Genomic DNA, 24,349 nt, shown 5'->3' on the forward strand with positions numbered 1-24,349 from the left:
CCGTCATGACACCTCCGCTCCTCAGCATCGAGGACCTCAGCGTCGAGATCACCGGGCGTGGCCGCACCGTACAGGCCCTGGAGCGGGTCAGCCTCGACCTCGCCCCCGGAGAGGCCCTCGGCGTCGTCGGCGAATCCGGCTGCGGCAAGACCATCACCGCGCTGTCCGTACTCGGACTGCTCCCCGGCGGCGGGCGGATCACCGGCGGCCGCATCCGCTTCGACGGCACGAACCTTGCCGCCGCGCCCGAACGCACGCTGCGCGACGTCCGCGGCAACACCGTCGGCATGGTCTTCCAGGACCCGCTGACCTCCCTCAACCCCACCATGACCATCGGCGCCCAGGTCGCCGAGCCGCTCCTGCTGCACACCGGAGCGAGCCGCGCCGAGGCGTGGGAGCGGGCCGAGGAGATGCTGCGGCTCGTCGGGATGCCCCGCCCAGCCGAGCGGCTGAAGAACTACCCGCACCAGCTCAGCGGCGGGATGCGACAGCGCGTGGCCATCGCCATGGCGCTGATCTGCGAGCCCCGGCTGCTGATCGCCGACGAGCCGACCACAGCGCTGGACGTCACCACGCAGGCACAGATCCTGGAACTCATCGACGAGCTGCGGGACCGCCTCGGCATGGCGCTGATCCTGGTCACCCACGACCTCGGCGTGATCGCCCACCGGGTGGACCGGGTCGCGGTCATGTACGGCGGCAAGGTCGTCGAACAAGCCCCTGTGCACGACCTGTTCGCCGCACCCCGGCACCGCTACACCGAAGCCCTGCTCGCCGCGCTCCCCGAACGGGCCACCGACGCGGCACAGCCGCTGGCCACCATCCCCGGCCTGCCGCCCGCCCTCGACACCCTCCCGGCGGGCTGCCGCTTCGCGCCGCGCTGCGGCTACGCCACGGACGCCTGCCGCACCGACGCACCGGAGCTGACCGGCGACGCGGCCACCGCGCCCGGCCACCTCTTCGCCTGCTTCCACCCTGTCGGGCCCGCCCGCGAAGGCGCACCCGCCCAAGCCGTACAGGCGGCCGCCGCGCCCCCGGCCGCCACCGAGGAGCCGGACACCCTGCTGCGCCTGACCGACGTCGTCAAGGACTACCCCCTGCGGGCCGGCCCCTTCACCCTGCGGCGCGGCCCCGGACGCGGTGCCCGGCAGGTCAGCGCGGTGGCCGGGATCTCGCTGACCGTACGGCGCGGCGAGACGTACGGGATCGTGGGGGAGTCCGGCTGCGGCAAGTCCACCCTCGGCCGGCTCGTCGTCGGCCTGGAGGCGCCCACCTCCGGCACCATCCGCTTCGCCGGGCGCGACGTCGCCGCCCTGAGCGGCCGGGAGCTGCGCGCCCACCGCCGCGACGTCCAGCTGATGTTCCAGGACTCCTACGCCTCGATGGACCCGCGGATGCGCGTCGGCGCCATCCTGCGCGAACCGCTCGCCATTCAGGGCATCGGCGACCGCGCCGGGCAGCGGGCCAGGGTCGGCCGGCTGCTGGACGACGTGGGGCTGCCGCGCGGCGCCGCCGACCGCTATCCGCACGAGTTCTCCGGCGGCCAGCGGCAGCGCCTCGGCCTGGCTCGCGCGCTCGCCCTGGACCCCTCCCTCGTCGTCGCCGACGAGCCGGTCTCCGCGCTGGACGTGTCCGTACAGGCCCAGATCCTCAACCTCATGCGCGACCTGCAGCGCGAGAAGGGCATCGGCTACCTCTTCATCTCCCACGACCTGGCCGTCGTGCGCCACCTCGCCGACACCGTGGGCGTGATGTACCTCGGCAAGCTCGTGGAGACCGGGCCCGCCGAGGCCGTACTCGGCCGCCCGCTGCACCCGTACACGCGCGGCCTCCTCGACACGGTCAACATCCCCGACCCGCGGGCCGTGCCCGCCGCCGCGGCGCTGGGCGGCGAGACCCCCTCGGCCGCCGAGCCGCCCTCCGGCTGCCGCTTCCGCACCCGCTGCCCCGCCGCGCGGGAGCTGTGCGCGACCACCGAGCCGCCGCCCGCCGAGCCGGCGACGCCCGGACACCGCGTGGCCTGCCACTTTCCGCTCGCAGGCGTAGCCTCGGGAGTGCCGGTGCGCTGAGCGCCCGAGCACGGGATCCGTCCCGCTGTCCGTACTTCCTGCGGTTTCGGACGGGAGGTACCGGGGTGTCGTCCACGCGTGTCCCCGGCCCACGGATGACACTGTGGGGCGAATGGATCAGGCCGGGCCCGGACCCCGTGCGCCGCGGAGCGGGAGGCCGGTGCGGGGCAGCCCGGCCGGAGCGAAAGGAGTGACGTCCAGCATGGCGTCGACCGAACCTGTGCCAGGAGTTCCGTGCTGGGTCAGCCTGAGCGCGCGCGACCTGAAGGGGGCCGAGGAGTTCTACGGCGCGGTACTGGGCTGGACCTTCCGGCCCGGGGCGCTGGGCGAGGAGTTCTCCGTCGCCTACATGGACGACAATCCGGTCGCGGGCCTCGGCGAGCTCGCGGGTGCCCTGCACGTCGCCGTCGCCTGGACCCCCTATTTCGCCGTCGCGAACGCGAACGACTGCGCCGCCCGGATCAGGGAGCGCGGCGGCACGGTCGCCGTCGGCCCCCGGTCCTTCGGGCCCGGCCGCGCCGCGATCTCCGCCGACCGGGACGGCGCCACCTTCGGGATCTGGGAGGGGCGCGTCCCCGCCGGCTGGTCCGTCGGCCGGGGCAGCGCGCCGGCCTGGCTGGAGCTGCGGACGCGTGACGCGTTCGACGCCGCCATCTTCTACGCCGAGGTACTGCAGTGGGCGGCCGAGGAGGGCAAGGGCTGCGACGTGGCGTACGAGCAGGAGCGGGTGATCGTGCGGGAGGGCGACAACACGGTGGCCGAGCTGCGCGGGGGAGCGGTCGAGTCGGCGCCCGACCCGCACGTCCGGCCGCGCTGGCACGTGCACTTCTGCGTACCGGACGTGAAGGCGGCCGCCGAGGCCGCTGTCGCGACCGGGGGCGCGGTCGCCTCCCCGCCGGTGGAGACCGAGGGCGGCGGCCACCGCTCCGCCCTCCGCGACCCGGAGGGCGGCCTCTTCACGGTCACGGAAGGCATCTGAGGGCAGAGGCTCGCCCCCGTGCGTACCTCTACGGGTGCGTCTCCTCCACCAGTACCCGGACCGTGCCGAGCGTGGTGTCCGTGGCGTCCGGCAGGTTCATGCCCGCCTCGATGCCGGTGCGCAGGTAGTGCAGTACGGGCGCGGTGAGCCGTTCGCCGGGCAGGGCCGCGGGGATGCCGGGCGGGTACGGCGTCAGCATCTCCGCCGAGATCCGCCCGGCCGCCTCGGCCACCGGCACGTCCTCCGTCGCCCCGAAGAACCCGTCCCGCGGCAGGCACGCCTGCTCCAGCCGCAGCCCGGCCGGCGGCGGGATCTCGATCTCCGGCGCCGGCCGCAGCTCCGGCGCGGCCCGGCTGAGATCGTGCAGCGCGGCGAGCAGCCGGTCGGCGGTGCCGCGGTCGTCGGCGTGCGTGAGCTGCGTGCTGATCCGGCGGTGGTCGGCGAGATGGGCGTCGATGCCGCGGTGCGCGCGCAGCCAGTCGGCGCAGCAGTAGCCCGTCGTCCCCAGCCCGCTGACGTCGATCACCACGGGCAGCGGGTCGAAGTCGTGCCCGAGCCCGGGGCCGCAGAAGTCCGCCCGGTCGTTGACGTGCAGCCCGTCGATCTTCTCGATCCCGGTCCGCACCTCCGCCGCCAGCTCCAGCGCGTGGCCGAGCAGCGCCTCGCCGTGCAGCATCATCTGCCGCCGCCAGCCGTCCATGCCCGCGTACAGCAGTACCGAGGGGCTGGTGGTGCCGAGCAGGTCGGCGCGGGACTTCAGCAGCGCCGGGTCGATGAGGTCGCCGCCCAGATGGAACACCGACCCCTGCTCCAGGCCGCTGCCCATCTTGTGGATGCTGGTCACGCAGACGTCGGCGCCCGCGTCCATGGCCCAGGACGGCAGATCGGGGTGGAAGGGCAGATGAGCGCCCCACGCCTCGTCCACGATCAGCGGCCGGCCGCGGCGGTGGCAGACCTCGGCGATGGCCGCGATGTCGGCGCAGCTGCCGTACGGCGTGGGGCTGGTGACCAGCGCGCCGCGGGCGTCCGGGCAGGCGTCGAAGGCGGCTTCGTACGCCTGGGGCGAGGGCGCGTGCGCGAGGTGCCGGTCGGCGTCCCACTGCGGGTCCACCCAGACCGGGTTGACGCCCGACAGGATGAGACCGGACACGACGGATTTGTGCGCGTCCCGGCCGATCAGCAGCTTCTCGTGCGGCCCCGCGACGGCCAGCATCGCCGCCTTGACGGACAGGGAGCTGCCGCAGGTCGAGAAGAAGGTGTGCGACGCGTGCACGGCATCGGCCATCAGACGCTCGGCGCGCTCCAGCACCCGGCCCGAGGTCCGCCGGTCGTCCAGGCCCCCGCTGGCCAGCACGTCGCCGTGGAAGACGGCGTCGCCCAGCACCTCGCGGACGCGGTGATCGGCGCCGCGGGCCTGCTTGTGTCCGGGGGGCGTGAAGGAGAGCCGGCCGAGCTCGCGGTAGTCGGCGAGCGCTTCGAGAACCGGGGCCTGCGTGTGATCCTGTGCCATGTACCCACGGCTTCCCGCGGGCGGGTGACGTCAATCCGGGCATATGCCCTGAGCGGTAACGAGCCACCCTCCCCCGAACGCGCCCGGACGGAAGCCCGGCGGACGGCGGAGCGACGCATACTGGCGGCATGGACAGCGAGCCGTCGGACACATCGGGCGCCGATCGGGGCGACCGATACGCGCGCGAGCAAGAGGACCGCACGGCGGAGGAGCGAGACCGCAGTGCCGATGCACGGGACCGCGCCGCGGACGAGCGCGAACGCCTGGCGGATGAACGGGAACGCCTCGCCGACGAGCGGGAGCGCGCCGCGGACGACCGGGAGGTGCGCCTGCGTGAGCTGGAACGCCGGCTGGACCACCGCGCACAGCAGATGGGCTTGATGTCGGCCGGCAGCCGGCAGCGGTCCTACGAGGCGGTGGAGCGGTCCCGCGCCCTGCTCGACGCGACCGCCGCGGGCCTGGAGCGGAGTCACGCGGCGCTGCGCCGCGCGGACGCCAGTGACGACCGGGACCAGAAGGCCGTCGACCGGGAGCTCAGGGCTTCGGAGCGGCAGGGGGCGACCGGCCGCGGCGAACAGGGCCTCGACGACGAGGCGGACGTGGCGGACGCGGAAGTCCTCGGCGAGGCGGCGGACCCCGACGGCGTGGTGGCCCGGCTGCGTGCGCAGTTCCTCGCGGCGGCGGTCGGGCTGGCCGCCGCCGAGGAAGAGCTCGCCCGCCGCCACGACCGCCTCATGACGGAGTATCCGGACGCCGCTGACGACCACCGGCGCCAGGCCGAACGGTCCCGTGAGGTGGCACAGTGCGCGCGCGATGCCGTACAGCGGCTCTGCGGCGAGGTGTGACCGGTGATCCTCAGGTCCGGCTCCACGACCCCAGGACCATCAGCGTCTTCGTGCCTGTGACCCGGCCCGCGCTGCGCAGGCCGTCGATGACCTGCTGCAGATGGGCGATGTCGCGCACCCGGACCTGGATGAGGGCGTCCGGGTCGCCGGCGATGGTGAAGACGGCCTGTACTTCGGGGACGTTGTAGGCCGAGCGGACGATCTCGTTGACCCGCGTCGTGCCGGCGTACCGCAGCTCCACGAAGGCTTCGATGCCCCAGCCGAGCTTGCTCTGGTCGATCTGCACGGAGAAGCCGGTGATCACCCCGATGTCCTTGAGCCGGTCCACGCGCCGCTTGACCGCGGCGACCGACAGGCCCACCTCGGCGGACATCTCGGAGAAGGTCCGGCGGCCGTCCTCGCGCAGCAGTCGCAGCAGGCGGTGATCGATGTCGTCGACCTCAGTCATGCAAAGGAATGTATGTCGCAGCTGATCATTCGTAAATAGTTTGCGCGTTGGCGCCGAGTTTTGTTTCGAGTCTTGTGCGTTCCGCTTCCCGTTGCTGTGCTGTGCCCGTTCGTCACCACCTCATTTCCAAGATCCTTCACAACGATGTCGAGGAGGCTTGCGTGAGCACCCCACCCGCTGCGGTGTCGCTCGACGACAAGTACACGGCCACCGACGGCCGCGCGCTGATCTCGGGCGTCCAGGCCCTGGTACGGCTGACGCTGGAGCAGCGCCGGCTGGACGAGGCCCGCGGCCTGGACACCCGGGCCTTCGTCAGCGGATACCAGGGATCGCCGCTGGGCGGTGTCGACCTGGAGATGGGGCGCGCGGCCCGCTTCCTGGACGAGGCCGGCGTGGTCTTCAAGGCGGGCGTCAACGAGGAGCTGGCCGCCACGGCGGTGGCCGGCACCCAGATGCTCGGCCAGGTGCCCGGCCGCCGGCACGAAGGGGTGACCGGCTACTGGTACGGCAAGAACCCCGGCCTGGACCGCGCGGCCGACGCGATCCGGCACGCCACCCTCGCCGGGACCGCACCGCTCGGCGGCGCTGTCGCCTGGATCGGCGACGACCCCGGCAGCAAGTCCTCCACCGTGCCCAGCACCTGCGAGCGGATGTGCCAGAGCCTGGCGATGCCCGTCCTCGCGCCCGGGTCCGTCGCGGAGATCATCGAGTTCGGGCTGCACGCCGTCGCGCTGTCCCGCGCCACCGGCCTGTGGACCGGACTGAAGATCGTCGCCGATATCGCCGACGCCTCGGCGACCGTCGACTTCGACGCGGTGCGCCAGGGCATCCCCGAGCCGGACCGCACCGTGCGCCCCACGGCCCCCGCCCTCGTGGGCCCCGCCGCGCTCGACGCGGAACACGACATGCTCACCCGCCGCCTCGACCTGGCCCGCGCCTACGCCCGTAAAGCAGGGCTCAACAAGGTGACCTTCAGCGCCCGCCGTGCCACCCTCGGCGTGCTCGCCTCCGGGACCTCGTACGCCGTCGTGCAGCGCGCACTGGACGACCTGGGCCTGGACGAGGCGGCCATGGAGGCGCTGGGCATCCGGCTGATCCGGATGGGCATGCCGTTCCCCGTCGCCGACGAGGATCTGGTGGCCATGACCGGCGACCTGGAGCAGGTCCTCGTCGTGGAGGACAAGGTGCCGTTCCTGGAAGGGCTGCTCAAGGAGGCGCTGTACCGGACGGCGGACGCGCCCGTCGTCGTCGGGCGCCGGGAGGAGAGCGGGCGGCCGCTGCTCACCGCGCGCGGCACGCTGGGCGCCGAGGACGTGGCCCGGGCGCTGGCCCGCCGCATCGGCGCCGACCGGCTGCCCGACGGGGCCCGCGCGCACCTGGACGCGCTCACCCCGGCCCGCCCCGCCCGCATCACCCTGCCCACCGTCGCCGCCCGCACTCCGTACTTCTGCTCCGGCTGTCCGCACAACACCTCCACCCGCACCGACGACGGCACGCTCGTCGGCGTCGGCATCGGCTGCCACGCGATGATCGCGCTGGACGGCGCCGGGCGCGGCACGCAGATCGGGCTGACCCAGATGGGCGGCGAGGGCGCCCAGTGGATCGGCATCGCGCCCTTCACCGACGACGCGCACTTCGTGCAGAACCTCGGCGACGGCACGTTCCACCACTCCGGCTCGCTCGCCGTCCGCGCCGCCGTCGCCGCCGGCGTCACCATGACGTACAAGCTGCTCTACAACGACGCCGTCGCGATGACCGGCGGCCAGCGCGCCGAAGGCCGCCTCGACATCCCCGCCGTCATCCGACTGCTGGCCATCGAAGGTGTGCGCAAGGTCGTCGTCACCACCGCGGAGCCCGGCAGCTACCGCGGCGTACGGCTGGACCCGATCGCGACCGTGCGGCACCGAGACGACTTCGCCGAGGCCGAGCGGGAACTGGCCGCCACCGAAGGCGTGACCGTCCTGCTGCACGACGACCGCTGCGCCGCCGAGGAGCGGCGGCTGCGCAAGCGCGGCCAGCTGCCCACCCCGGTCGAGAAGGTCGCCATCAACGAGCGGGTCTGCGAGGGATGCGGGGACTGCGGCGACAAATCGACATGTCTTTCCGTGCAGCCCGTCGAGACCGAGTTCGGCCGCAAGACCCGCATCCACCAGGCGTCCTGCAACACCGACCTCAGCTGCCTCAAGGGCGACTGCCCGTCCTTCCTGCTCGTCGAGCCGGGCCGGAAGGAGCCCCGGAAGATCCCCGACCTGCCGGTGGAACTGCGCGAACCGGCCCGCCGGTTCGGCCCTGCCGGCACCCTGCTGCGGATGCCCGGCGTCGGCGGCACCGGCGTGGTCACCGTCTCCCAGATCCTCCAGATGGCGGCCCGGCTGGACGGCCTGTACGCGGCCGGGCTGGAGCAGACCGGCCTCGCGCAGAAGGGCGGGCCCGTCCTCAGCGACCTGCGGATCGCCAAGACGCCGGTGACCGGCGCGCTGCGCGCCTCGCGCGGCACCGCCGACGTCCTGGTCGGCTTCGACCTGCTCGGCGCCGCCTCCGACAGCAACATGGCGGTGGCCCGCGCCGGCCACACCGTCGCCGTCGTCAACACCGCCGTCGTACCGACCGCCGCCATGGTCACCGGCCGCGTCGTGCTGCCCGGCTCGCCCGACGACGCCCTGGAACGCATCGAGTCGGTCACCCGCCGCGACGACAACCTCTACCTCGACGCGCAGGGCCTGGCCGAAGCCCTCTTCGCCGACCACATGCCGGCCAACATGGTGCTCATCGGCGCCGCCTACCAGCACGGCTGCCTCCCGCTGAGCGCCGAGGCCGTCGAGGACGCCATCCGCCTCAACGGCGCCGCCGTCGAGAAGAACCTCGCCGCCTTCCGCTGGGGCCGCGCCGCGGTGCTCGACCGCGGCGCCGTGACGGCCGCACTGGCCGCCCCCGAACGCCCGGTCGTCCGGATCACCCCGGCCGCCGCGGCGATCGCCGCCGAGCACACCACCGGGCACCTCGCCGACGAGGAGCTGCGCGCGGCCATCGCCACCCGCACCGCCGACCTCATCGGCTACCAGAACGAGCGGTACGCCCGCCGGTACGCCGACGACGTCGCCCGTGTCGCGGCCCTCGCCCAGGAGCGCGGCGGCGCCGAAGCCGGTGCCTCCATCGCCCTCGCCTACGCCCGCGGCCTGCACAAGCTCATGGCGTACAAGGACGAGTACGAGGTGGCCCGGCTGCATCTCGACGCCACGGAACAGGCCAAGCTGGACGACGAATTCGGCACCGGATCGAGCGTCTCCGTCCTGCTGCACCCGCCCGTTCTGCGCGCCCTCGGCATGAAGCGCAAGATCCGGCTGCGCCGCACGGCGCCGGTCGCCTTCCGGTCCCTGCGCGCCGGCCGCGTGCTGCGCGGCACCTCCCTGGACCTCTTCGGGTACGCCGAGGTCCGGCGCGTGGAGCGCGCCCTGATCGGCGAGTACCGCCAGTTGGTGCGCGGCGCGCTCGCCCACCTCACGCCGGAGAGCGCCGACGCCGTGCGCGCCGTCGCGGAGCTGCCGGACCTCGTGCGCGGGTACGAGGACATCAAGCTCGCGCGCGTCGCGGACTTCCGCGAGCAGGCCCGCGCCGCACTCGCGGGTCTCGGTACCACCACTGCCCGTCCCGCAGCGGGCACGCACATGGAGGCACGATGACCGTCGACCGGATGCTGCCCACCCGGGAGGCCGAGGACCTGCTCGACCTCACCCGCGACATCGCCGACAAGGAGCTCGCGCCGCGCGTCGACAAGCACGAGCGCGAAGAGCTGTACCCGGAGGGCCTGTTCACCACCCTGGGCGCGGCCGGACTGCTCGGCCTGCCCTACCCGGAGGAGTACGACGGCGGGGGCCAGCCGTACGAGGTGTACCTCCAGGTCATTGAGGAGCTGGCGGCCCGCTGGGCGGCCGTCGCGGTGGCCGCCAGCGTGCACACCATGTCCGCGTACGCCCTGATGACGTACGGCAGCGAGGAGCAGCGGCACCGCTGGGCGCCCGGGATGCTCGGCGGTGACCAGGTCGGCGGCTACAGCCTCTCCGAGCCGCAGGCCGGCTCGGACGCCGCCGCGCTGACCTGCAAGGCCGTGCGGGACGCCGACGGTTACCGGATCACCGGCAGCAAGGCGTGGATCACCCACGGCGGCAAGGCCGACTTCTACACCCTCTTCGCCCGCACCGCCGTCGGCAGCCGCGGCATCTCCTGCTTCTTCGCGCCCGGCGCCGCCGAAGGGCTGACCTTCGGACGGCCCGAGGAGAAGATGGGCCTGCACGCGATCCCGACCACGGCGGCGCACTGGGACGGCGCGCTCATCGAGGCGGACCGGCTGATCGGCAGCGAGGGCCAGGGCCTGCAGATCGCGCTGTCCGCACTGGACTCCGGGCGGCTGGGCATCGCGGCGTGCGCCACCGGCGTCGCGCAGGCGGCCCTGGACGCGGCCGTCACGTACGCCAACGAGCGCACCGCCTTCGGCCGGAAGATCATCGACCACCAGGGCCTCGGCTTCGTCCTCGCGGACATGGCCGCCGCCGTCGACTCGGCACGCGCCACCTACCTCGACGCCGCCCGCCGCCGCGACGCGGGCCGCCCGTACAGCCGCCAGGCCAGCGTCGCCAAGCTCATCGCGACCGACGCCGCGATGAAGGTCACCACGGACGCCGTGCAGGTCTACGGCGGATACGGCTACACGCGGGACTTCCCCGTCGAGCGCTACATGCGCGAAGCCAAGATCATGCAGATCTTCGAGGGAACGAACCAGATCCAGCGGCTGGTCATCAGCAGACAGCTGTCGCGTCCCTGAGAGGCAGCGGCTCCCGGCGGCACGTCCGGGAGCCGCTGCTTTTTGCAGGTGCTGTTTGAAATGTTTCATTGTTTCGCTGCGTGAGTGGTAGACACTCGCGTGTCCGCCTACTACCTTCCAGCGACAGCGCGTTGAAACGATCCAATCCGGATATGACTCTACGGGGACTCGCCAAGCTGAAGGGAAGACGGTATGACCGAGGCAGCAAGCGGCACGGGAAGCGGTGGGGTGGCGCGCAGGACCGTGCTCGCCACGACTCTCGGCGCCACCTCCGTGGCCCTGGCCGGAGGACTGGGGGCCGCCACCCCGGCAGCGGCCGAGCCGGTCCTCGGCGGGATACCGGCGTCCGCCGGAATGCCTTCCGGTGGGACATCCGTGACCGGGCTGACCGTGGAGCACCGCACCGCGCCCCTCGGAGTGGACGCGGCCAGGCCCCGCTTCGGATGGCGCCTGGAGTCTGCCGTTCGCGGGCAGCGGCAGACCGCCTACCGGATCCTGGTGGCCACCACTCCTCAGCGCCTGAACAGCCCCGGCTCCGCCGACGTATGGGACAGCGGCCGTGTCACCTCCGCCGACTCGGTGGCCGTGCCGTACGGAGGCAAGGGGCTCGCGGCGTCCACGCGGTACCACTGGACCGTCCTGGTCTGGGACAAGGACGGCCGCCCCGTCTCCCACAGCCCCACCGCCCACTTCGAGACCGGCCTGCTGAGCACCGACGGAGTGGCCGGCTGGGACGGCGCCAAGTGGATCGGGATGGCGGGGAAGAAGCCCAACAGCCCCGGGGCGCCGATGCTGCGCAGCGAGGTGCCCCTGCGCGCAGGCAAAGCGGGCAGAGCAGGCAAGGCAGCCAGAGCAGGCAGCTCCGGGCAGGTGAGCGAGGCGCGGTTGTACGTCTCGGCGCTGGGCGTGTACGAGGCCTACGTCAACGGCAGCCGGGTGGGAGTGCCGCACGGCAAGGGCGAGACGCACGAGCTGCTGACGCCGGGCTGGACCAACTACGACCGCACGGTCAGCTATCTGACGTACGACGTCACCGACCTGGTGGCCCGTGACCGCGACCGGGTCACGCTGGGCGCGGTGCTCGGCAACGGCTGGTACAACAGCCGGATCTCCGAGGGCAGTACGTACTACGCGAAGAGCGGCCACCGCCTGGCGCTGAAGGCGAAACTGCTGATCCGGTACGGCGACGGCACCACACAGACGGTGGTCACCGAGCCCGGTGCGGGCTGGAAGGCGACGGACACGGGCCCTTACCGCGCCGACGACATCTACGACGGCCAGACCTACGACGCGCGCAAGGAGCTGCCCGGCTGGGCGGCGAACGGCTTCGACGACGCGGCCTGGCAGGCGGCCGACGAGGACGACTTCACCGCCCGTTTTCCCGGCGCCGGGCTCGTCGCGTACCCAGGTGAGTCCGCACGGCTGGCGCCCGAGTGGGACCGGCGACCGCAGTCCGTCGTCGTCTACGGCACGGTCGCCGGCAAGAGCTCCAGCGCCAACGGCAAGGGGCACATCGTCGTCGACCGGTCCCGGTCCACCACCGACGCCGAAAAGGCCGCACACACCGCCGTCACCCTGCGCGCCGGCGACACCGCGGTCTTCGACCTCGGCCAGAACATGGTCGGCGTGCCCCGCTACACCGTCAGCGGCCCCGCGGGCGCCCAGGTCGTTCTCCGGTTCGGGGAGATGCTCAACGACGACAGCGCGGGCGCGGACGGCCCCGAGGGCTCGGTCTACCGGGCGAATCTGCGTTCCGCCAAGGCGACCAGCACATACACCCTCAAGGGCGGCGCGCCGGAGACCCACCAGGACTCGCTGTCCTTCTACGGCTTCCGCTACGTCGAGGTCACGGTGGCCACCGCCGGCGCGGCGGTCACCGTTTCGGAGGTGACCGGGAAGGTCGCCACCTCGGCCCTGGACGACATCGGCAGCATCACCACCGACGACGAGCAGGTGAACCAGCTGTTCGGCAACGCGCGTTGGGGCCAGCGCGGCAACTACCTGTGGATCCCCACCGACTGCCCGCAGCGCGACGAGCGGCTCGGCTGGACCGGCGACACGCAGCTCTTCGCCAACACCGGCCTCTACAACGCCGACGCCGTGAACTTCCTCAGCCACTTCGCCGAGTACAACCTGGCCGCATCGCAGGAGGTGTACGGCGTCGACGGCGCGCAGTTCACCGCGGTGGCACCGGGGGCGCGGTACGAGCCCAAGCAGCCGTGCAGCGGCTGGGCCGACGCGGGTGTGGTCGTGCCCTGGACCGTGTGGCAGATGTCGGGCGATGCCACCGTGGTCGAGCGCTGCTGGCCGGCGATGACGAAGTACCTCGACTGGATCCGCCGGCGCACCGGCGACAAGTACGCCGGTCCGGGCGCGATCTTCGGAGACTGGCTGGCCTTCCAGCGCACCAGCGCCCAGTTCATGAGCGACGTCTACTACGCGCACTCCACCCGGCTGATGGCGGACATGGCCCGCGCCATCGGCCGCGACGCCGAAGTGAAGGAGTACCGCGACCTGTTCTCCCGCATCAAGGGGGCGTTCACGGCGAAGTACCTGGCCACGGACTCCGCGGGCAGGCTGACGGTCCGGTCGGGCCTGGACGGCGCCTCGGCCGTCGAACCGGGCGGCAGCGAGCAGCCCACCGAGGACAACACGCAGACCGCACTGCTGTGGGTGCTCAAACTCGGCCTGTACGACACGCAGGCCCAGCGCCGTCAGCTGGTCGAGCTGCTCGCGGAGAACATCGAGAACAGCGCGGCCTACAAGCGGGCCCACCCGGACAGCAGCCGGGTGGACTACGACGAGTACACCCTGTCCGTGGGCTTCCTCGGCGTGAACGTGCTCGCCCCGGTCCTCACCGCCGAAGGCCGGCCCGACCTCGCGTACCGGCTGCTCCACCAGGACGCCATGCCGTCGTGGCTGTACTCGGTGAAGAACGGGGCCACCACGGTCTGGGAGCGGTGGAACTCCTACTCCAAGGAGGACGGCTTCGGCCCGGTCGAGATGAACTCGTTCAACCACTACTCCTACGGCGCCATCGTGGAGTGGATGTACGAGGACATGGCCGGGATCGCCAAGGACCCGGCCCACCCCGGATTCCGGCACTTCTTCCTCCAGCCGCACCCCGATCCGACCGGAAGGATCCGGGAGGTGACCGGTGCGCACCGCTCGCCGTACGGCAGGATCGTCAGCGAGTGGCGGGTACACGGCGAGACGCTGACGTACCACGCGGTCGTCCCGCCGAACAGCAAGGCGACGCTGCGCATCCCCACCGCCGATCCGTCCACCGTCCGCGAGGACCGGTCCCCACTGGCCGGGGCGTCCGGCGTGAAGTTCCTCGGCTTCGCCGACGGCACCGCCGAGTACCTGCTCGATTCGGGCAGCTACCACCTCACGGGCACGCTGCGCTGAGACGGCGCAGCACCCGGCCGAGGGGCGGTGATCACCGCCCCTCGGGGCTGCGGATACGGTGCGGAGATGGCAGACATGTTCGAGGAAGTGGCGGGTGATCCGGCGTGCTGATCGATGAGCTGCGGCAGGAGCTGCCGGACGGGCGGCTGGTCGAGGACCCGGAGGTCGCCGCCGGATTCGTGCACGACGAGGCGGAGTGGGCGCCGCACGGCACGCCCCGCGTCGTCGTCCGGCCGCGCACGGCGGAGGAAGTACGCACCGTCGTCCGCGCCTGCCTGCGGCACGGCGTCCCGCTCGTCACCCGCGGCGCCGGCACCGGCCTCTCCGGCGGCGCCAACGCCGTCGAGGGCTGCGTCGTGCTCTCCACCGAGCACATGAACACGATCCGGGAGATCGACCCGGTCGAGCGGCTCGCGGTCGTCGGTCCCGGCGTCGTCAACGACGACCTGCGCGCCGCCTGCGCCGAGCACGGCCTGTGGTACCCGCCGGACCCGGCCAGCGCCCCCTGGTCCACCATCGGCGGCAACGTCGCCACCAACGCGGGCGGCCTGTGCTGCGTGAAGTACGGCGTCACGCGGGACTACGTGCTCGGGCTGGAGGCCGTGACCGGCACCGGCGAGCTCGTCCGGCTGGGCCGGCGGACCGCCAAGGGCGTCGCCGGGTACGACCTCGCCGGACTCCTCGTCGGCTCCGAAGGCACGCTCGGGGTAATCACCGAGATCACCGTACGGCTGCGCCCGCAGCGCGAGCCGGAGCGCACGGTCGCCGGGTACTTCTCCTCCGTCGTGGACGCGGGCCGCGCCGTCGCCGCGGTCGGCGCCGCCGGGCTCACCCCCTCGGCGCTGGAGCTGATCGACCGGCACTGCCTGGCCGCCGTCGACAAGTGGAAGAACATGGGCCTGTCCGTCGACGCGGACGTGGTGCTGCTCGGCCGTACGGACGCGCCCGGTCCGGCCGGCGAGCAGGAGGCCGCGCACATGCTCGCCTGCTTCGAGGAGGCGGGCGCCACCTGGGCCGCGCAGTCCACCGACCAGGAGGAGGCCGACGCGCTGTTCGCGGCCCGGCGGCTCGCCTACCCGGCGCTGGAACGCCTCGGCCCGGTCCTCACCGAGGACGTGTGCGTCCCCAAGGCCGCCGTACCCGAGATGCTCGCCCGCATCGAGCGCGCCGCCGCCCGTCACGACACCCTCATCGCCAACATCGCGCACGCCGGCGACGGCAACCTCCACCCGCTGCTGATCACCCCGCCCGGCGACACCGCGGCCCAGGAGCGCGCGCAGGCTGCCTTCCACGAGATCATCGCGGACGCGATCGACCTCGGTGGCACGGTCACCGGCGAGCACGGCGTCGGGCTCCTCAAGCGCGACGGCCTGGCACAGGAGCTGTCCGCGCCCGTCCTGGACATGCACCACGCGATCAAGACCGCGCTGGACCCGCAGGGCATCCTCAACCCCGGCAAGGTCGTGCCCGAACGCGCCCGTCCGCAGGGCGCCGGCTGACTCGGACGATCCCCGGCGGAAGGCCGCCCGGTGCACGGAAAACCGAGGTCCGTGGGAAACCGGGGGCCCAGGGGCGCTAGCGTGGTGCGTGCCGTTGACCACCGGCTGCGGGCCGGTCGCGGACGCATCGCGCGGAAGAAGGAAACCATGCAGGTCGGAGCCGTCTGTTGAGAATCTTGCACACCTCCGACTGGCATCTCGGTCGCTCCTTCCACCGCGTGAACATGCTCGGCCACCAGCGCGCCTTCCTCGATCACCTCGTCGAGACCGTCCGCGAGCAGCGGGTCGACGCGGTGCTCGTCGCGGGCGACGTGTATGACCGGGCCGTCCCGCCGCTCGCCGCCGTAGAGCTGTTCGACGAGGCGCTGCACCGCCTCGCCGACCTCGGTGTACCCACCGTCATGATCTCCGGGAACCACGACTCGGCCCGCCGGCTCGGCGTGGGCGCCCGCCTCATGGCGAAGGCCGGCATCCACCTGCGCACCGACCCAGCCGGCTGCGGCACGCCCGTCGTGCTCACCGACGAGCACGGCGACGTCGCCTTCTACGGCCTGCCGTACCTCGAACCCGCGCTGGTCCGCGACGCGCTCGGCGCCGAGAAGGCCCAGCACACCCCGGTACTGCGCGCGGCCATGGACCGGGTGCGGGCCGACCTCGCCGACCGGCCCGCCGGCACCCGCTCCGTCGTCCTCGCGCACGCCTTCGTCACCGGCGGCGCGCCCAGCGACAGCGAGCGCGACATCACCATCGGCGGCGTCGCCTCCGTACCGGCCGACGTCTTCGACGGCGTGGACTACGCGGCCCTCGGCCACCTGCACGGCTGCCAGATGATCACCGAGCGGGTGCGGTACTCCGGCTCCCCGCTCGCCTACTCCTTCTCCGAGGTGCAGCACCGCAAGTCGATGTGGCTCATCGACCTGGGCGCGGACGGCGCCGTGGAGGCCGAGCGGCTGCCGTGCCCCGTGCCGCGCCCGCTCGCCCGCCTCCGCGGCCGCCTCGACGACCTGCTCGCCGACCCCGGCCTCGCCCGGCACGAGGAGTCCTGGGTCGAGGCCACCCTCACCGACCCCGCGCGCCCGCACGAGCCGATGGCCCGGCTCACCGCGCGCTTCCCGCACACCCTCGCGCTCGCCTTCGAGCCCGAAGCACGCGACGGCGGCCCCGACGTCTCCTACGCGCAGCGGCTGCGCGGCCGCAGCGACCAGGAGATCGCCGAGGACTTCGTGGCCCACGTGCGGCCCGGACGCGCCGCCGACGCGGCGGAGCGCGCTCTGCTCGGCGCGGCGTTCGACGAGGTACGGACCGACCAGGCGGCGAAGGAGTCGGCGTGAAGCTGCACCGGTTGACCCTCACCGCCTTCGGGCCGTTCGGCGCCGCCCAGACCGTCGACTTCGACCGGCTCTCCGGCGCCGGGCTCTTCCTGCTGCACGGCCCGACCGGCGCCGGCAAGACCTCCGTCCTGGACGCCGTCTGCTTCGCGCTGTACGGCTCCGTGCCCGGCGCCCGCCCCGGCGGCCAGTCCCTGCGCAGCGCCCTCGCCGCACCCGGCACGCTCACCGAGGTCGTCCTCGACCTGACCGTCGCCGACCGCCGGCTGGAGATCACCCGGCGCCCCGAGCAGCCCCGCCTGAAGAAGCGCGGCACGGGCACGACGATGGAGAAGGCGTACAGCGCGCTGCGCGAGTTCGACCCGGTGGCGGGGGAGTGGAGGGCGCTCAGCCGGTCCCACCAGGAGATCGGCGAGGAGGTCCAGCAGCTGCTCGGCATGAGCAAGGAGCAGTTCTGCCAGGTCGTGCTGTTGCCGCAGGGCGAGTTCGCGAAGTTCCTGCGGGCCGACGCCGAGGCCCGCGCCAAGCTGCTCGGCCGGCTCTTCGACACCCGCCGGTTCGCCGCCCTGGAGGAGCGGCTCGCCGGGCTGCGGAAGACAGCGGCCGACCGGGTCACCGCCGCCGACGACCGGCTGCTCGCGCTCGCCCACCGGATGGCACAGGCCGCGGGTGACACCCCGGACCTGCGCGACGCCTCGGTGCCCGCTCCGGGCCGGGCCGAGGAGGAGCCCGCCACGGGTACCGGCCGTGGTTCTCGTACGCGAACGAAGAAGACCGCCGCCCCGAGCCGTACGGACGCCGCGCCGGCACCCGGCGAACCGGGCTTCGCCGCCACCGTCCTGGCATGGGCGGCCGTCGCCCGGGCCGGTGCGCGCGAGCGGCTGGAGATCGCCGCAGCGGCGGCCACGACAGCCGAGACGGCGGCGGCCGAGGCAGCGCGCACCCTGGAGGACACCCTCGAACGCGCCCGGCTCCAGCAGCGATACGCCGACGCCCGCCGCCGCGCCGACGCCCTCGAAGCGCAGGCGGCCGACCGCGACCGGGCCCGGCAGCGGCTGGACCGCGCCCGCAAGGCCCAGCGTGTCGCCCCCGGACTCGCGCTGCGCGACGCCGCCTGGCGCGACCACGAAGCGGCGCACGCCGCCGAACGCCGCTCCCGCGAGCGGCTGCGCTCCGACCTCGTGGACGCGGGCAGCGACCAACTCGCCGCGCTCGAACACCGGTTGAGAGGCGAGCTCGGCTCGCTGGACGCGGCCCGCCGCGACGAGCGCCGCGCCGCCGACATCGCTACCGAGCGCGCCGCACTGGACCGCGAGGCCCGCGACGACGAACAGGCCCTCCTGGACGCCGCCGACTGGCTGACCGGCTGGGAGACCACCCGCACCGCGCACCAGCAGCGCATCGAAGCCGCCCAGGAGGCGGCGGCCCGCGCCGAACAGCTCCACGCCCGCCTCGAACCGGCCGAGACCCGCCTGGCCGCCGCCCGCCGCCGCGACCGCGCCACCGCCCAACTCACCGATGCCGAGCGGGAGTTGCTGTGTGCCAGGGAGGCCGCGACCGCGGCCCACGAAGAGTGGCTGAAGCTCAGGGAAGCGCGGCTGCACGGCATCGCCGCCGAACTGGCCAAGAACCTGGAAGCCGGCGCGCCGTGCGCCGTCTGCGGCGCGACCGAACATCCGGCGCCCGCCCGCACGGAAGCCGGTCACGTGGACCGCGACCGGGAGGAGGCCGCGTTCGCCGCGTACGAGCGTGCCGTTTCCGCCCGCGAGGAGGCCGAGCGGGTCCAGCAGTCCGTCAAGGAGGAGCTGGCCGCCGCCACCGCGGGAGCCGGCAACGCGCCCGTCGCCGCGCTCGCCCAGGACCTCGAAGAACTGCGGACGGAACACACCGCCGCGCACACCACCGGCGCCGGGCTGCACGCCGCCCGCGAAGCCCTCGCCCGCGCCGAGCGCGAGTACGAGCGGCGCCGCGCGGAACAGCAGGCCGCGCAGCAGCGCACCGCGGCCCGCGACTCCCGCCGCGAGGCCCTGGACCGCGAGGAGAACGCGCTGGCCGAAGGGTTGCGCCGGGCCCGCGGCGACAGCGCGAGCGTCGCCGAGCGCGCCCACCGGCTGGAACGGCAGACCACGCTGCTCGCGGAGGCGGTGACCGCCGTACGGGCCGCCGAGACCGCCGCCGAGCGCCTGAAGGAAGCCGACGCCACCCTCGCCGACGCCGCGTACAAGGCGGGCTTCGACACCCCGCGCGAGGCTGCCGCCGCCCTGCTCGGCGACGACGAATGGCGGCGCGTTCAGGGACAGTTGGATGCCTGGCAGGCCGAGGAGGCCGCGGTCGCCGCGGAACTCGCAGACCCGCGCACCGCCGACGCCGCCGCCCTGCCGCCCGCCGACGCCGAACAGGCCCGGGCAGAAAGCGAACTGACTGCTCGTCGGCTGCGGGACGCCGCCACCGCGCACGCCACCGCCCGCGACCGTTGCGCCGAACTGGACCGGCTCTCCGCGCGCGCCGAGACCGACGCCCGCGAACTGGCCCCGCTGCGCGCCGAGTACGACCGCGTCGCCCGCCTCGCGTCCCTCACGGCGGGCACCTCGGCGGACAACGAACGCAAGATGCGCCTGGAGTCCTACGTGCTGGCAGCGCGCCTCGAACAGGTGGCCGCCGCCGCCAGCGCCCGCCTCACCCGCATGTCGGCCGGGCGCTACACGCTCGTGCACTCCGACGAACGGGCCGGCGGCGCCCGCCGCTCCGGCCTCGGCCTGCACGTCATCGACGCGTGGACCGGCCAGGAACGCGACACGGCCGGCCTCTCCGGCGGCGAGACCTTCTTCGCCTCGCTCTCCTTGGCGCTCGGCCTCGCCGACGTCGTCACCGACGAGGCCGGCGGCACCCGCCTGGACACCCTCTTCATCGACGAGGGCTTCGGCAGCCTCGACGAACAGACCCTCGACGAGGTCCTGGACGTACTGGACTCGCTCCGCGAGCGCGACCGCAGCGTCGGCATCGTCAGCCACGTCGCCGACCTCCGCCAGCGCATCCCGGCCCAGCTGGAGGTCGTCAAGAACCGCGCGGGCTCGACGGTCCGCCTCCGCACCCCCGACAGCCTCGAAGGCACCGGCTGACGGACATCACGGCCGGATCGGCCGGCCCGGCAGCGGCGACGAGTACACCACATTGGTCGTCACCGCGCCGAGCGCGCCGATCCGGCCCGCCACCTCCTCCAGATGCCGCATCGACCGTGCCGCGACCTTGATGACGAAGCAGTCGTCACCCGTGACGTGATGCGCCTCCAGGATCTCCGGCGTGCTGTCCAGCAGGTCGTGGAACGGCTTGTAGTTGCCGCTCGGATACCGCAGCCGTACGAAGGCCAGGACCGGCATCCCGACCCGCTCGGGATCCACCACGGCCGCGTACCCACGAATCACCCCGGCCTCCTCCAGCCGCCGCACCCGTTCGGTGACGGCGCTGGCCGACATGTTCACCGCCCGCGCCAGCACGGCGTAGCCCGCACGCGCGTCCTGCTGGAGGGCGTCGAGTATGCGCCAGTCGGTGGCGTCGGGGGAGTACCGGGAAGAGCTCGTCATGATCGCTGTCTAGCAGTCGAATCCCCGGTAGATCAAGGTTCTGCCGGAGCCGACCGGAGCCGAACGGTGCTGCCACCGGGTCACTGCCCCGGCGGCCTACGCGGTCAGACGCGTTCCTGGAAGGCGTACCACAGGGCGCCCTCGCCGCCCCGGTAGAAGACGAAGACGCGGCCGTCGCGGCTGAGCGCGGGGACCGGGTTGTTGTGCACGCCGCCGGTGATGTCGCCGAAGGGGACGTACTCCAGGCTGCCGGGGTCCTTCTGGGCCGCGGTCAGCAGGGCGTCGCTGCTGCCGCGCGCGAACACGTGCTGGCGGCCGTCGGCGGCCAGCACCGAACGCGGAATGCCGTTGAGGGTGCCGCCGAGGCTCCGGGTGGAGGTGGAGAAGCTGCCGTAGCCCGTGACCTGCCCGAACCACCACGACTCGTTGTTCGAGCCCCAGTAGTGCACATCGAGGTGGCCGTTGCAGTCGGGCAAGATGTGCAGCCCGCCCTTCGCACCCGTCGTGATCTTGGCGTAGCCCTCCCACTCGGTGGCGTCGTCGGCCTTCTGTGTGTTGGTCCACAACTCGTCGTTGCGGCCGATGTGCACGAAGGAGATCCGGCCGTCCGCGGCCAGGGCGGCGGCCAGCCGCTCGCCCTTGGCCTCGCCGCCGAGGCTGACAGGGGTGGTGAAGTCCGTGCCGGACAGCGACTTCTGCCGGGTCTCCCATATGGCGCGCTCGCCGCCGATGTAGAACACCGAGATCCGCCCGTTGGCGTTGAGCACCGGGGCCGGATTGCTGTTCACCCCCGTGGTGATCGCGTCCGGAGAGCCGAAGTCGCCGTTGATCCGGTTCTGCTGTACCCGCATCAGCCGGTTGTCCTGGCTGCGCCAGAAGACGTAGATGCGCCCGTCCTTGCCGCGCAGCGCGGCCGGCGTGCCCACCAGCCGGGCGTTGGGCACCAGTTCCCGGTCCTTGGTCCAGCTGAGGTCCTGGTTCTGCCAGCTCGCGTACATGGTGTTGCCGCCGCCCTGGTAGATCACCAGGAGGCGGCCGTCCGCGTTCGCCGCCACCGCCACGTCCTCGGTGAACGATCCCCCGAGGTTGACCGGCGTTCCCCAGCGCAAGCCCTCTGTGGTCGAAACCGCCATTTGTGCCCCCTTACTAGGAAAGGAAGGGAGCCAGCCTCACACAACGAGCTGCCGCTCGGACCGCCAAGTCACGCCATTCCCCCGGCTACTGGGTCAAGGGCTGCTCCCGCCCCGGCGCCGCGGCCGCCAGCTCGTCGACGCTGCCGGACATGACCGTACGGAGATGGGCGGTGAGGTGGTCGAGCGGCCAGTCCCACCAGGCCAGGTCCAGCAGGCGGGCGATGTCCGCCTCGCTGTAGCGGCGCCGGAGGAGCCGGGCGGGGTTGCCGCCGACGATGCCGTAGTCGGGCACGTCGTCGACGACGACCGCCCCCGAGGCGATGACCGCGCCATGGCCGATGCGCACGCCCGGCATCACCGTCGACCGGTAGCCGAACCAGACGTCGTTGCCGACCACGGTGTCGCCGCGGCCGGGCAGCCCGGTGATCAGGTCGAAGTGCTCGGCCCAGGAACCGCCCATGATGGGGAAGGGGAAGGTGGAGGGGCCGTCCATCCGGTGGTTGGCACCGTTCATCAGGAACCGCACGCCCTCGCCCAGCGCGCAGAACTTCCCGATGACCAGCTTCTCCGGCCCGTAGTGGTACAGCACGTTGCGGGTCTCGAACGCGGTCGGCTCGTCCGGATCGTCGTAGTACGAGAACTCGCCCACCTCGATCAGCGGCGAGGTGACGAGCGGTTTGAGCAGCACGACCCGGGGCTGTTCGGGCATCGGGTGCAGCACGGTCGGGTCGGCGGGGAGGGGGGTGGTTGGCATGACGGGAGCCTTTTCTCATGAGTGGGGAAACGCGGAAAACGGGATGACAGGGGCCGCCTCGGCGGTCAAGGTGGTCGACCATGGCCACGACGCACGACCGGAACACCGAGCCGCACGCGACTGAACCGCACGCGACTGAACCGCACGCGACCGAATCGCACGCGACCGAACCGTCCCCGTCCGCCGCCGCGCTGCGCCGCGCACCGTACCCGCTGCGCGGCCGTACCGCGCTGGTCACCGGCGCGAGCCGGCGCGGCGGCATCGGCTACGCGGTCGCCCGCCGGCTGGCCGCGTACGGCGCCAGTGTGTACCTGCACCACCACGTCCCGCACGATGCGCGGCAGCCGTGGGGCGCCGACCCCGGCGGGCCCGACGCGGTCGCGGCAGGCGTCCGGGAGGTGGCCGTCCCCGGCGCGGTGGTGACGCACGGGCCGGCCGACCTCACCGCGCCCGAAGCGCCGGCCCGCCTGCTCGGCACCGCCGCCGACGCGCTCGGCGGCCGGCTGGACATCCTCGTCGCCAACCACGCGCTGAGCGGCCACGACGGCACCCTCGACACCATCGACGCGGCCATGCTGGACGCGCACTGGGCGACCGATGTGCGGTCGGTGATCCTGCTGGCGCAGGCGTACGCGCGACACCGCACGCGACACCCCGCCCCCGGGCAGCCCGGCGGCCGCGTCGTCATGATGACGTCCGGTCAGGACCAGGGCGGCGGGATGCCGGAGGAGGTGGCGTACGGGCTGGCCAAGGGCGCGCTGGCGTCGGCCACGCGCACGCTCGCCACGACCTTCGCACCCCTCGGCGTCACGGTGAACACCGTCAACCCCGGCCCGGTCGACACCGGTTACGCCGTCGGTGAGCTCCGCGAACGGGTCGCCCGGCGCTTCCCCGGCGGTGAGTGGGGCGCGCCCGACGACCCGGCCCGCCTCATCGCCTGGCTGGCCACGGACGAGGCGGCCTGGATCACCGGCGAGGTCATCAACTCGGAGGGCGGGTTCCAGCGCTGAGGGCCCCGTCCGCATCGGTCGTACCACCGTTCCCGCTCCCCGCGTACTCGAAGGCGTACATGCCGGACCGCTCGCCCGCGCGGACGAAGCCGGCGCGTTCCAGGACGCGTTGCGAGGGCACGTTCGCCGGCTCCGTGGTGGCGACCAGCGTGCCCACCTCGGGACGGGCCGCCGCCCATGAGGCGAGCAGGCGTACCGCGTCCGTCGCCCAGCCCGCGCCGCGCGCCGAGGGGGACAGGTCGTAGCCCAGCTCGACCGTCCCCGCCTCGTCCGGCGGGCCGTGGAAGCCGATGCCGCCCAGGGCGACGCCGTCCTCGGTACGGGTGATCGCGTACGTGCCCCAGCCCGGCCGGTACAGCCCTGCCGCCGCGAGCCGCACCATGATCCCGGCGCCCTCCACCGTGCCCTCGGGCGGCGCGCCGTCCACCCACGTCAGCCCGGCCGTGCCGCCGTCCGTGAGCCGCGCGCACTCGGCCGGCGGCAGCGCTCGCAGCGTCACGCGCCCCGCGGTGAGCGCGAGCGGGAAGCCGGAGGCCGCGGCGACCAGCGCCTCGAACAGCCGTGCCGCCTCCGCGTCGTCCGTGACCGGCCCGAGGCCGTCGGTCCGCTCCTCGTCCGTGAGCAGCGTGCGGTCCCGGTCCGCGAGCGCGGCGGCCAGCTCGGCGCCCCGCCCCGCGGGCAGCGGCCGGCCGCGGTACCGGACGGGGCCGGGCCCGGCGGGCACGCCGGCGACGGCCCGCGTCGCGTTGCCCGCGAGCAGCGCCTCGTGGTCGACGACCGCGACCCGCGCGCCCGCCGCGCCGGCGGCCCGGGCCTCGCACGCGAAGTCCGGGTCCGGGCGGCCCGGTTGCAGCGGATCACCGGGGAAGAGGAAGAGGAGGGTCATGGGGAGGGACCCTACGGACCGCCCTCTCCGGCCGCCACGGAATTCTCACGGACGCGCTGCCGTCCACAGCGTCCGAC

At 73.4% G+C, this 24,349-nt stretch carries 16 protein-coding genes; 10 read left to right on the top strand and 6 right to left on the bottom strand.

The annotated features are described in order from the left end of the window. The first annotated feature begins 5 nt into the window (after positions 1 to 5). Positions 6 to 2,069 carry an ABC transporter ATP-binding protein gene (locus ACZ4MH_RS14780; protein WP_351586168.1) on the top strand — a complete coding sequence of 688 codons (2,064 nt, stop codon included), beginning with the start codon at positions 6 to 8 and terminating at the stop codon, positions 2,067 to 2,069. A gap of 202 nt (positions 2,070 to 2,271) precedes the next feature. Then, the gene (locus ACZ4MH_RS14785) at positions 2,272 to 3,048 is read left to right on the top strand and encodes a VOC family protein (protein ID WP_351586170.1); all 777 of its coding nucleotides are present in this window, start codon (positions 2,272 to 2,274) and stop codon (positions 3,046 to 3,048) included. 28 nt (positions 3,049 to 3,076) lie between these two features. Here the strand turns inward: ACZ4MH_RS14785 and ACZ4MH_RS14790 are convergent, their stop codons facing one another. Then, positions 3,077 to 4,558, bottom strand: a complete 1,482-nt coding sequence (locus tag ACZ4MH_RS14790; RefSeq protein WP_351586172.1) for an aminotransferase class I/II-fold pyridoxal phosphate-dependent enzyme — start codon at positions 4,556 to 4,558, stop codon at positions 3,077 to 3,079. Positions 4,559 to 4,686: 128 nt separating this feature from the next. Here ACZ4MH_RS14790 and ACZ4MH_RS14795 point away from each other — a divergent pair, with 128 nt between their 5' ends. Further along, positions 4,687 to 5,403 carry a hypothetical protein gene (locus ACZ4MH_RS14795; RefSeq protein ID WP_351586174.1) on the top strand — a complete coding sequence of 239 codons (717 nt, stop codon included), beginning with the start codon at positions 4,687 to 4,689 and terminating at the stop codon, positions 5,401 to 5,403. 10 nt (positions 5,404 to 5,413) lie between these two features. On the opposite strand, the gene ACZ4MH_RS14800 is transcribed toward ACZ4MH_RS14795, so the two are convergent. After that, complete coding sequence (locus tag ACZ4MH_RS14800) at positions 5,414 to 5,851, bottom strand: Lrp/AsnC family transcriptional regulator (protein ID WP_351586176.1); 438 nt, start codon at positions 5,849 to 5,851, stop codon at positions 5,414 to 5,416. 161 nt (positions 5,852 to 6,012) lie between these two features. Here ACZ4MH_RS14800 and ACZ4MH_RS14805 point away from each other — a divergent pair, with 161 nt between their 5' ends. From ACZ4MH_RS14805 to ACZ4MH_RS14830, 6 genes are all read left to right on the top strand, one after another. After that, a complete protein-coding gene (locus ACZ4MH_RS14805) occupies positions 6,013 to 9,531 on the top strand; it encodes an indolepyruvate ferredoxin oxidoreductase family protein (RefSeq protein WP_351586178.1) in 3,519 nt (1,172 codons plus the stop codon). After that, on the top strand, positions 9,528 to 10,670 hold the full coding sequence (locus ACZ4MH_RS14810) for an acyl-CoA dehydrogenase family protein (protein WP_351586180.1): 1,143 nt from the start codon (positions 9,528 to 9,530) through the stop codon (positions 10,668 to 10,670). Before ACZ4MH_RS14805 ends, ACZ4MH_RS14810 begins: the two co-directional genes overlap by 4 nt. 192 nt (positions 10,671 to 10,862) lie before the next feature. Then, on the top strand, positions 10,863 to 14,081 hold the full coding sequence (locus tag ACZ4MH_RS14815; RefSeq protein WP_467754517.1) for an alpha-L-rhamnosidase: 3,219 nt from the start codon (positions 10,863 to 10,865) through the stop codon (positions 14,079 to 14,081). 119 nt (positions 14,082 to 14,200) lie between these two features. Further along, the gene (locus tag ACZ4MH_RS14820; protein WP_467754524.1) at positions 14,201 to 15,580 is read left to right on the top strand and encodes an FAD-binding oxidoreductase; all 1,380 of its coding nucleotides are present in this window, start codon (positions 14,201 to 14,203) and stop codon (positions 15,578 to 15,580) included. 167 nt (positions 15,581 to 15,747) lie between these two features. After that, the gene (locus tag ACZ4MH_RS14825; RefSeq protein WP_351586182.1) at positions 15,748 to 16,911 is read left to right on the top strand and encodes an exonuclease SbcCD subunit D; all 1,164 of its coding nucleotides are present in this window, start codon (positions 15,748 to 15,750) and stop codon (positions 16,909 to 16,911) included. Next, entirely contained in the window at positions 16,908 to 20,027 is a 3,120-nt protein-coding gene (locus tag ACZ4MH_RS14830; protein ID WP_467754518.1) for an AAA family ATPase, read from the top strand. The genes ACZ4MH_RS14825 and ACZ4MH_RS14830 overlap by 4 nt, the downstream gene beginning before the upstream one ends. Positions 20,028 to 20,033: 6 nt before the next feature. Here ACZ4MH_RS14830 and ACZ4MH_RS14835 read toward each other — a convergent pair whose 3' ends face one another. From ACZ4MH_RS14835 to ACZ4MH_RS14845, 3 genes are all read right to left on the bottom strand, one after another. Next, positions 20,034 to 20,489 (bottom strand): Lrp/AsnC family transcriptional regulator, encoded by a 456-nt coding sequence (locus ACZ4MH_RS14835; RefSeq protein WP_351594373.1) that lies wholly within the window; start codon positions 20,487 to 20,489, stop codon positions 20,034 to 20,036. A gap of 104 nt (positions 20,490 to 20,593) precedes the next feature. Continuing rightward, complete coding sequence (locus ACZ4MH_RS14840; protein WP_351594370.1) at positions 20,594 to 21,622, bottom strand: DUF8189 domain-containing protein; 1,029 nt, start codon at positions 21,620 to 21,622, stop codon at positions 20,594 to 20,596. A gap of 85 nt (positions 21,623 to 21,707) precedes the next feature. Then, positions 21,708 to 22,376 (bottom strand): CatB-related O-acetyltransferase, encoded by a 669-nt coding sequence (locus ACZ4MH_RS14845; protein WP_351594367.1) that lies wholly within the window; start codon positions 22,374 to 22,376, stop codon positions 21,708 to 21,710. 80 nt (positions 22,377 to 22,456) lie between these two features. On the opposite strand from ACZ4MH_RS14845, the gene ACZ4MH_RS14850 reads away from it, so the two are divergent. After that, positions 22,457 to 23,386 carry an SDR family oxidoreductase gene (locus tag ACZ4MH_RS14850; protein WP_351594364.1) on the top strand — a complete coding sequence of 310 codons (930 nt, stop codon included), beginning with the start codon at positions 22,457 to 22,459 and terminating at the stop codon, positions 23,384 to 23,386. Here the strand turns inward: ACZ4MH_RS14850 and ACZ4MH_RS14855 are convergent. Then, on the bottom strand, positions 23,358 to 24,272 hold the full coding sequence (locus tag ACZ4MH_RS14855) for a GNAT family N-acetyltransferase (RefSeq protein ID WP_351594362.1): 915 nt from the start codon (positions 24,270 to 24,272) through the stop codon (positions 23,358 to 23,360). The genes ACZ4MH_RS14850 and ACZ4MH_RS14855 overlap by 29 nt on opposite strands. Positions 24,273 to 24,349: the final 77 nt, after the last annotated feature.

The organism is Streptomyces sp. NPDC026301 (assembly GCF_055567935.1).

What these genes read in the sequence shown, in the direction of transcription:
- ACZ4MH_RS14810 (WP_351586180.1), top strand. Translation starts at nt 9,528, where the DNA reads ATGACCGTCGACCGGATGCTGCCCACCCGGGAGGCCGAGGACCTGCTC.
- ACZ4MH_RS14855 (WP_351594362.1), bottom strand. Translation starts at nt 24,272, where the DNA reads ATGACCCTCCTCTTCCTCTTCCCCGGTGATCCGCTGCAACCGGGCCGC.
- ACZ4MH_RS14850 (WP_351594364.1), top strand. Translation starts at nt 22,457, where the DNA reads ATGGCCACGACGCACGACCGGAACACCGAGCCGCACGCGACTGAACCG.
- ACZ4MH_RS14780 (WP_351586168.1), top strand. Translation starts at nt 6, where the DNA reads ATGACACCTCCGCTCCTCAGCATCGAGGACCTCAGCGTCGAGATCACC.
- ACZ4MH_RS14815 (WP_467754517.1), top strand. Translation starts at nt 10,863, where the DNA reads ATGACCGAGGCAGCAAGCGGCACGGGAAGCGGTGGGGTGGCGCGCAGG.
- ACZ4MH_RS14800 (WP_351586176.1), bottom strand. Translation starts at nt 5,851, where the DNA reads ATGACTGAGGTCGACGACATCGATCACCGCCTGCTGCGACTGCTGCGC.
- ACZ4MH_RS14785 (WP_351586170.1), top strand. Translation starts at nt 2,272, where the DNA reads ATGGCGTCGACCGAACCTGTGCCAGGAGTTCCGTGCTGGGTCAGCCTG.
- ACZ4MH_RS14795 (WP_351586174.1), top strand. Translation starts at nt 4,687, where the DNA reads ATGGACAGCGAGCCGTCGGACACATCGGGCGCCGATCGGGGCGACCGA.
- ACZ4MH_RS14835 (WP_351594373.1), bottom strand. Translation starts at nt 20,489, where the DNA reads ATGACGAGCTCTTCCCGGTACTCCCCCGACGCCACCGACTGGCGCATA.
- ACZ4MH_RS14840 (WP_351594370.1), bottom strand. Translation starts at nt 21,622, where the DNA reads ATGGCGGTTTCGACCACAGAGGGCTTGCGCTGGGGAACGCCGGTCAAC.
- ACZ4MH_RS14845 (WP_351594367.1), bottom strand. Translation starts at nt 22,376, where the DNA reads ATGCCAACCACCCCCCTCCCCGCCGACCCGACCGTGCTGCACCCGATG.
- ACZ4MH_RS14790 (WP_351586172.1), bottom strand. Translation starts at nt 4,558, where the DNA reads ATGGCACAGGATCACACGCAGGCCCCGGTTCTCGAAGCGCTCGCCGAC.